The organism is Acidithiobacillus sp. TH-A36, assembly GCF_057473445.1.
In genome coordinates this window covers 1-8692 of record NZ_JBYCKP010000619.1, presented here as the reverse complement: position 1 = coordinate 8692, position 8692 = coordinate 1, and the positions used below count along the sequence as shown (strand labels likewise).

General features: G+C 56.9%; 9 protein-coding genes and 1 pseudogene. 8 read left to right on the top strand and 2 right to left on the bottom strand.

Annotated elements, in window-relative coordinates; all coding sequences use genetic code 11:
- The 3 genes and pseudogenes from AC2VLY_RS15565 to rpsT all read left to right on the top strand — a co-directional run.
- A pseudogene (locus tag AC2VLY_RS15565) lies at window positions 1-233 on the top strand (sulfate ABC transporter permease); the annotation flags it as partial.
- Window positions 230-1261, top strand: a complete 1032-nt coding sequence (locus AC2VLY_RS15560; RefSeq protein WP_486922589.1) for an ABC transporter ATP-binding protein — start codon at window positions 230-232, stop codon at window positions 1259-1261. The pseudogene AC2VLY_RS15565 and the gene AC2VLY_RS15560, both read left to right, overlap by 4 nt.
- Window positions 1262-1341: 80 nt before the next feature.
- On the top strand, window positions 1342-1620 hold the full coding sequence (rpsT, locus tag AC2VLY_RS15555) for a 30S ribosomal protein S20 (protein ID WP_193649905.1): 279 nt from the start codon (window positions 1342-1344) through the stop codon (window positions 1618-1620).
- 161 nt (window positions 1621-1781) lie between these two features.
- Here the strand turns inward: rpsT and AC2VLY_RS15550 are convergent, their stop codons facing one another.
- Both AC2VLY_RS15550 and lgt read right to left on the bottom strand, forming a co-directional pair.
- Window positions 1782-3764, bottom strand: a complete 1983-nt coding sequence (locus AC2VLY_RS15550; protein ID WP_486892948.1) for a UvrD-helicase domain-containing protein — start codon at window positions 3762-3764, stop codon at window positions 1782-1784.
- A 29-nt stretch (window positions 3765-3793) separates the two neighbouring features.
- Complete coding sequence (gene lgt, locus AC2VLY_RS15545) at window positions 3794-4633, bottom strand: prolipoprotein diacylglyceryl transferase (protein WP_486892949.1); 840 nt, start codon at window positions 4631-4633, stop codon at window positions 3794-3796.
- 230 nt (window positions 4634-4863) lie between these two features.
- Between lgt and AC2VLY_RS15540 the strand changes: the two genes are divergently transcribed.
- From AC2VLY_RS15540 to mpl, 5 genes are all read left to right on the top strand, one after another.
- Entirely contained in the window at window positions 4864-6114 is a 1251-nt protein-coding gene (locus AC2VLY_RS15540; RefSeq protein WP_486892950.1) for an NAD(P)/FAD-dependent oxidoreductase, read from the top strand.
- Between the two features lie 121 nt (window positions 6115-6235).
- Window positions 6236-6436 (top strand): sulfur carrier protein ThiS, encoded by a 201-nt coding sequence (thiS, locus tag AC2VLY_RS15535; protein ID WP_486892951.1) that lies wholly within the window; start codon window positions 6236-6238, stop codon window positions 6434-6436.
- A 48-nt stretch (window positions 6437-6484) separates the two neighbouring features.
- Window positions 6485-7267 carry a thiazole synthase gene (locus AC2VLY_RS15530; protein WP_029316062.1) on the top strand — a complete coding sequence of 261 codons (783 nt, stop codon included), beginning with the start codon at window positions 6485-6487 and terminating at the stop codon, window positions 7265-7267.
- A complete protein-coding gene (locus tag AC2VLY_RS15525; protein WP_193649910.1) occupies window positions 7260-7838 on the top strand; it encodes a hypothetical protein in 579 nt (192 codons plus the stop codon). The genes AC2VLY_RS15530 and AC2VLY_RS15525 overlap by 8 nt, the downstream gene beginning before the upstream one ends.
- Before the next feature lie 6 nt (window positions 7839-7844).
- Window positions 7845-8692, top strand: an 848-nt coding sequence (mpl, locus tag AC2VLY_RS15520; RefSeq protein WP_486892952.1) for a UDP-N-acetylmuramate:L-alanyl-gamma-D-glutamyl-meso-diaminopimelate ligase, incomplete at its 3' end; no start/stop codon positions are given.

Sequence of the window (8692 nt, the reverse complement as noted above, 5' to 3'; positions counted from 1 at the left end):
TTGGTTTGTCAGCCGGGGTGGCCCTGGCCTGGGTACGGGCCATGGGTGAGTTTGGCATTGTGTTGATTGTGGCGTATTTCCCTGAGGGAATTCCGGTCAAATTGTGGGTCAATTTGCAGGATATCGGTCTCAGTGCAGTTTACCCCTTGCTGTGGATATTTTTTCTGGTGGCTGTTCCCTTGCCGCTCTGGATTGGTTTGCGCGCCCGGCGGCAGACGCAGGCCATGTTTTGAAGCAATCTGCTCCCGCCCTGCACATTCGTTGTCGGATGCAGCAGCCTCTTGCCCTGGATATTAGCCTTCAAGTAAGAGGTTTCACCGTCCTGCTGGGGGTTTCCGGTGTGGGTAAATCGTCGCTGCTGAAGGCCATTGCCGGTTTGCTCCCGGCCCGGGTCAGTCCTTACGGAGATCTGATGGTAGAGCAACGTCCCATTGCTTATTTGCCCCAAGGATATGCGCTTTTCCCACACCTGCGGGCCTGGGAAAATGTCGCATTTCCCTTGCCGCGCTCTGCACATCGCCGTACGGATGCTTTGGTCTTGCTCCAACGGGTTGGTCTTGAAGATTTGGCGAATCGGTTTCCGTCTGAACTTTCCGGAGGCCAGAAACAGCGGGTGGCCCTGGCGCGGGCGCTGGCACGAAAACCTCAATTATTACTGCTGGATGAGCCCACTTCAGCGCTGGATATGGCGACCAGGGACGAGGTACTGGATGAATTGGTACGGGAGGTTCACGAATTCGGGATTCCTGTACTGGCGGTCAGTCATGACCCTCATCTGGCGATGCTGGCGGACCATATGGCTATTTTGCGCGATGGCCGTATTGTCCAGGAAAACACCCCCGCCGAAGTGTTTGCGCGGCCGCGTCATGTCGCTTCAGCCCGATTGCTGGGTTTCCGTAATTTTCTATCAGGTCGGGTGGTTGACTCGGATGATGAATCACATCTGCAGGTAGCAGGTCCCGATTGGCAGTTGCAGGCCGATTGGCAGGCTGGTCTGTCGGTGGGGACTTCAGTACAACTGGCTTTGCGCGCTGAGGATATCTACCTGCAAGATGCGGGGGCAGCGCATTTTTGTCCCAATCATCTGTCGGTGCAGGTCAAGGCTTGCCGAAAAGAAGGTCTGAGCATGCGCCTTTATCTGGAAGGGCCTACCTCCCTGGAAATGCTGTTGCCCCGCCACCAGGCCGAAGCCGCACAGATCACCGTGGGAAACTTCCTCAAAGTCTGCGTGCAACCCCGGCATCTGCAGATAATCCGTTGACAATGCTGCAGGAAAGGGTCATAATCCACAGCTTCAAATTTCAGCAGTAATCAGCTACGCAAAGACACGGAGAGTAAAACTTGGCGAATACAGCTCAGGCGCGCAAGCGCGTGTTACAAAACGAAAACCACCGCTTGCGCAATGCCAGCATGCGTTCACGCCTGCGTACCTACGTGAAGAAGGTGCTCAAGGCCGTCCACGCTGGTAATCAGGAAGAAGCCCGCGTGGCCCTGCATGCCGCAGAATCGGTCATCGACAAGACTGCCGGTAAGGGTATCGTTCATCCTAACGCTGCTGCACGTACCAAGAGCCGTCTTTCTGCACGCGTCAAGGCGATGGCTAGCGTCTCCGCACACTGATTGCAGCGCGCTGTTGTCACTGAAAGGGGCTGTCCATTTGTGGATGGCCCCTTTTGCGTAAGCGTCATCCGGTGGGTGTCCTGGATGCTTTTTGTTCCTGCGATACGGTCATAGTTGCTGTAAAGCATCCGCGAACAACTGCTGACAGATGCAGAATGAGATCAGTTTTTACCAAGCATTTCGCGCAGGCGGGCAAAAGCCACGGCGGGGTCCATGGTCTCTTCCTCGCTGTCTGCACCCTGCCAGTCCAGGTGTTCCTTGGGAATTTCCTGCAAAAAGCGGGAGGCCTTGGGATTGGCGTCCTGACCATAGCGCCGCCGTTTGCGGCAGCGGCTGAGGGTCAGACGGAAGCGGGCGCGGGTCATTCCCACATAAAACAAGCGCCGCTCTTCGGCGATTTGTTCCGGGGTTTCACTGTTACGATGCGGCAGTAACTCCTCTTCCGCGCCCACCAGAAACACCTGGGGAAACTCCAGGCCCTTGGCGGCATGCAGGGTCGAAAGGCGCAGCACATCCCGGTCATCGTCTTCTTCCCGCTCCAGCACATTAAACAGCATCAGCCGGTTGAGAATTTCCACCAGTGTTTGCGGGCCATCTTCCTGCTCCTGCAGTCGTTGCATCCAGGCCAGTAGTTCCTGAATGTTCTCCCAGCGCCGGGCTGCATCTTTTTCATCCCCTTCATTATGCAGATAGGGCAAATAGCCAATGTCATCGGGCAGGCTTTGCAGGGCTGGCATCAGCTCCGTTTTCTGGACTTCATCAGCTTTCAGGTTGACCCATCCGGCAAAACTGCGCAGGGCGTTGCGACCCTTTTCCGGCAGTTCCAGCCCATCTTCCCAAACCGCAGCAAACAGAGACAGATTCCGGGCCTTGGCAAACTCGCCCAGTTTTTCGAGGGTGCTGCTGCCAATGCCCCGACGCGGAGTGTTGACCGCGCGCAAAAAGGCCGGATCGTCATCAGGATTACTCAGTAAACGCAAATAGGCCAGAAAATCCTTGATTTCGCTGCGCTCAAAAAACGACAGCCCACCGGAAATCTGGTAAGGAATGCGGGCATTGCGCAAAGCCGCCTCAAAAGGTCGGGACTGATGGTTACTGCGATAAAGAATCGCATAATCCCGATACTCTCCCTGGCGCTGAAAACGGTCGCGGAGAATGGCGTTGACCACCTGTTCGGCTTCATCACTTTCATCGGCGCAGTTCAACACCCGGATGGGATGTCCATCCCCCAGGGTGCTCCACAGGCGTTTTTCAAAGAGATGGGGATTTTGCGCAATCACTGCGTTGGCGGACTGGAGAATACGGCCGGTAGAACGATAATTCTGCTCCAGCTTGATGACTTTCAGGGCCGGATAATCCTGCGCCAGACGATGCAGATTGTCGGCTGCAGCCCCCCGCCAGGAATAAATACTCTGATCATCATCCCCCACAGCGGTCAGATTGTGACGCACTCCCAGCAAATTGCGGATCAGGCGATACTGGGCACCATTACTGTCCTGATACTCGTCCACCAGTAAATAACGGATACGATCCTGCCAGGCCGTGCGGGCTTCCTCGTTTTCCTGCAGCAGGCGGGTAGGGAGCAGAATCAGATCATCCAGATCCACCGCATTACAGGCACTCAGGGCACGTTGATAGGGCTTGTAGATGACCGCTGCTTCTTCCCCCAGCCGATCTTCCCCCTGCGCCTCCTGGGGCAGAAATCCGTCATTTTTAAAGCGCGAAATGCGTGCCTGAATGGCCTCTGCCAGATCGCTGGGACCATTGGCATCGCGCAGCAGGTTGCGCACCATGCTAAGGCTGTCTCCCGGATCAATGACGCTGAAGTTGTTGCGGTAACCCAGGCGTTCAATGTCCTTGCGCAAAATATCCAGGCCCAGACGATGAAAGGTGGATACCATCAGGCCCCGGCTGTTATGCCCCTGCAGGGATTGGCTGACCCGGCTTTTCATTTCGCGGGCGGCCTTGTTGGTAAAAGTCACCGCGCAAATATGTTTGGGGGCCACCTGTTGATCACGAATCAGGTGCACAATTTTACGCGTGATGACCCGGGTTTTGCCGGAACCCGCGCCAGCCAGAACCAGCAGGGGGCCATGAACATGGTGGACGGCCTCCAATTGCGGTGCATTGAGTTCATCAGCCACGGATCAGTAGCTCCTGAAAATATCGAAAATCAGTGTTCGCTGACGGTTTTGCTGGAGGCTGACGAGTTTGTTGCCGGCGGCGATTCGGCAAAGCCTCCCTTATACGCCCACCAGATAAGCACCGGGCCAAGAATAATCATCGGTACGGACAAGACCTGCCCCATGGTGAACGGGCCAAACACAAAACCCAACTGAATATCGGGTTGGCGGGCAAACTCAGCCACAAAGCGGAAAATCCCGTAGAACAGCACGAACATGCCGCCTATTGATCCGGCTGGGCGCGCTTTGCGGCTATAAATGGCCAGAATCAGAAACAACAACACCCCCTCCAGCAGAAATTCGTAAATCTGCGAAGGCTGGCGTGGCTGTGGTCCACCGGCAGGAAAAACCATGGCCCAAGGCAGGTGACTGACCCGGCCAAACAACTGATCGTTGATGAAATTCGCCAAACGCCCCAGCCCCAACCCAATGGGTACTGCCGGTGCAATAAAATCGAGGGTGGGCAGAAAACTGTGATCTTGATGAGACTTGGCAAACGCCCAGCAGGCCAGCACCACGCCCAGCAGTCCGCCATGAAAGGACATGCCACCATCCCATATATACAGCATCTTGATGGGTTCACTAAGGTAATAGGGCAGGTTATACCAGATAATGTAACCCACTCGACCACCCAGTATGGCCCCGACTGCCACATAAAATTCCAGATCGACAACCTGTTCCTTGCGCCAGTTCCAGTGCGACATTTTGCCGCGCCGGATCAGCCACACCGTCGCAATGACAAAGCTGATGATTTCAAGTAATCCGTACCAGTGAATGGTAATGGGACCCAGGGGAAAACCAACGGTATTGATATCAGGAAAATGCAGCATGGGTGTCCTCACAATTTCCCGCAACCATGGCCGAGCCACTGCCTTCTGTCAAGTTGCAGCAAGCGCCAAGGAATCTAAACGAACTTGGCTATTTTCGCATGGTCTTCTGTTTTGCAGGTGATTGGGGCAGAATCTCGCTTTAAAAGCCATTCAGAGGGAACCGTCATGGCAGAGAACGTGGAAGTTATGAAGCTTCGTTGCCCTCCACGCGGACGGGTGGAGCCGTACTGATGGCCAATCAACACGCCGTCATCGTCCTGGGAGCCGGCATAGTCGGCGTATCCATTGCCCTGCAGTTGCAACTGCGTGGTCGGCAGACTTTACTGCTCGACCGCCAGGGTCCAGGGGAGGGGACATCATTTGGCAATGCCGGACTGATCCAGCGTGAAGCGGTCATGCCGCATCCCTTTCCGCGTGCTCTGGCGCAGATGCTGAGTTACGCCCGCAATCGCTCGACGGAAGCCTATTATCGCGGCACCATGCTGCCCCGTCTGGCTATTCCCTTTATGCAATACTGGTACAACTCCCAGGAAGATCGGCATCGGGTCATTGCCCGCCACTATGCGGCCCTGATTACCCATTGCCTGGATGATCATCTGGCCCTGGCCGGTCTGGCCGGAGCGACAAACCTGTTTCGTGCCGGTGGCTGGTTGCAGGTTCATGCCCATGCAGAATCCCTGGACCATGCCCTGCAGGAAGCCGCCTACAAGGCTGAGCACTTTGGGGTCACTTATGAGGCACTGGATACGGCACAAGTGGCGCAGATGGAAGCGACTTTGCGCCCCGGCCTTGCGGGAGGTATTCACTGGACCCAACCGCTGGCCGTCACCGACCCCCACGCCCTGACTCGCGCCTATTTGAATTACTTTACCCAACTGGGCGGCGAGTTTCGCACCGGCAATGCTGAAAAAGTGCAAAAAGAACACGCGGGATGGCGCTTACAAAGTGCACACGGCCCCATAGAAGCCGCCGAACTGGTGATTGCCCTGGGAGCCTGGTCGCCAGATATTACCCGCGCACTGGGTTTTCATCCGCCGCTTTTCGTGAAACGGGGCTACCACATGCATTACAGCCAGCCCGCTACGCCACTCTGCCACCCGGTACTGGACGCTGATCAGGGTTATGTACTGGCCCCCATGCAAAAGGGTATTCGCCTGACGACTGGCGCCGAATTCGCCGACCGCGACGCGCCCCGTTCCGCCATTCCCCTGACCCGCGCCGAAGCGCAAGCCCGGCGACTCCTGCCCAGCCTCGGCGAACGCCTGGACCCGGAAGCCTGGCTGGGTTCACGCCCCTGCACCCCCGACATGCTGCCCATTATCGGCCCCGCCCCTGGCTACAAAGGTCTCTGGTACGCCTTTGGCCACTGTCACCAAGGTCTGACCCTCGGCCCGACAACCGGACGCCTGCTGGCAGAAATGATGGGCGGCGAAACGCCGTTTACGGATCCGGCGCCTTATCGGGCGGAGCGGTTTGTATAGATGCCATGGGGCTGAGCCAAGATCCAGCTAACTGTCAGAGGGTTTCCCATGAGATCATCTACCGGTGCATCTTTGCCCAGCAGGATTGACGCCCCTGCGGGGAGGTTCTAGCATCGCAGGCATGCTGATACAGGTAAATGGTGCGCCCCGTGAGGTGCCGGAGCTAATGACGGTGCTGGCGCTACTGGCCGATTTGGGTTGGGCAGGGCGGCGGGTGGCGGTAGAGCGCAATGGCGAAATTGTGCCGCGCAGCACTCATGGCGAGGTCATGCTTGCGGCGGGTGATCGTCTGGAAATTATTCAGGCGGTAGGCGGCGGTTAATGGTTGGCGCTGCGGCATCAATCCCTATTTTGAGGTGAAATAATGACCATGCATAAAGATCCCCTGGTGATCGCGGGGCGTGCGTACCATTCCAGATTGTTGGTGGGTACGGGCAAGTACAAGGATTTTGCGGAAACCCGGGCGGCCGTAGATGCGGCCGGTGCGGAAATCATTACCGTGGCGCTGCGTCGGGTGAATCTTGGCCAGGATCGGGACGCCCCCAATTTGCTGGAGGCTTTGCCTCCGGATCAATTTACCATTCTTCCCAATACGGCGGGCTGTTATACCGCTGAAGACGCCGTGCGCACCTGTCGTCTGGCCCGTGAACTGGGCGACTGGAAACTGGTCAAGCTGGAAGTCATTGGCGATCCTCAGACCCTTTATCCAGATATGCGGCAAACCTATGAAGCGGCCAAAACCCTGGTTGCCGAGGGTTTTGAGGTGATGGTGTACAGCATGGATGATCCGGTGGCCTGCAAGGCCTTTGCGGAAATGGGCTGTGTGGCGGTGATGCCGCTGGCGGCGCCCATTGGTTCGGGGCTGGGGATTCGCAATCCCTATAATCTGCGCATTATTCTTGAACAGGCGACAGTGCCGATTCTGGTGGATGCAGGGGTGGGTACGGCCTCGGATGTGGCGGTGGCCATGGAACTGGGTTGTGATGGGGTACTCCTGAATACGGCCATTGCTGCCGCCAAGGATCCGATATTGATGGCGGAAGCCATGCGTCTGGGTGTGGATGCCGGGCGCAAGGCGTTTTTGGCAGGCCGGATGCCGCGTAAACTCTACGCCAGCGCCAGCAGTCCGGTGGAAGGAACCTTCTTTGAGTAGCAATGACGCGCTGGAAACCGCCCGTAGCGCCCCGCTGGACCACAACTACCTGGAGCAGGTGGAGCTGCTGGTCATGGGTTCTGTCCCCGGCAGTCCCATTCCGGATTATGCCGATGATTGGGAAGAGGCAGAACGCCTGATTGCCCGCCTTGGCGACCAGGGGGTTGGGGTGCGTCTGGAGTTTATGTCCGACGAAAACGGTCAGCGCTGGCATGTGTATATGGACTGGCAGGAACCCACCAGTCATGAGTGGCAGTTGACAGAAGTGGAAGAACCCACCGCTGCCCAGGCTGTTACCCGGGGCGCCCTGGTTTGGTATTACCAGCAGGAAATGGCCGCAGCCAGTGCCCAGCCTCCCGATGGTTGGGCGTATTTTGAGGTGGTGGAGCGTTTGGGCATGGCCCGGGACATGTTGGCCCGTTCTCTGGACGACCATCCGGTGCTGGCCGAAGAAGAAGCGTTGATGACCCGTTATCAGGAGTTGCTGGAAAAATTTTCTGCACTTTTTGAACTGGCCAATCAGATGCTTGATCAGCGTTTGGGCGCTCCATCCCGCAGTACCATGCACTAATCCCGCATGCATATTCACGTCCTCGGTATTTGCGGGACTTTCATGGGTGGAGTGGCCTTGTTGGCGCGTGCCGCCGGACATCAGGTAACGGGTTCTGATACCCACACCTATCCACCCATGAGCGAGCTGCTGGCCCGCGAGGGGATTGTGGTGCATGAAGGGTATGACCCCGCACAGCTCAATCCCGCGCCTGATCTGGTCATTATTGGTAATGCCCTGTCCCGGGGGAATCCCTGTGTGGAGGCGGTACTGGATCGGCAGATTCCTTATGATTCCGGCCCTGCCTGGCTGGCGCGGGAGATTCTCGCCAGTCGCTGGGTACTGGCAGTGGCGGGCACCCACGGAAAAACCACCACCACTTCCATATTGACCTGGATTTTGCAGGAAGCGGGACTCAATCCGGGCTTTCTGATTGGTGGCGAAGCGCTGAATTTCGGGATTTCGGCGCGGCTTACTGACAGTCCGTTTTTTGTGATTGAGGCCGACGAGTACGATACGGCCTTTTTCGATAAGCGTTCCAAATTCGTGCATTATCATCCGCGTACGCTGATACTGAATAATCTGGAATATGATCATGCCGATATTTTTCCGGATCTCGCGGCCATCATCACCCAGTTCCATCATTTGCTGCGGACAGTGCCCGGTACGGGGGCGTTGATTGTCAACGCGGCGGCACCCGCTTTGCAGCAAGTTCTGGACAAGGGCTGCTGGACGCCGGTGCAGCGTTTTTCTGGCGAGGGCGATTGGCAGGTACAACTGGATAGCCCCGATGGCAGGTGCTTCAGTATTGTGGAGCAGGGGCAGCTGCGTGGGCAGGTTAAATGGGATATGGCGGGAGTATTTAATGCCGAAAA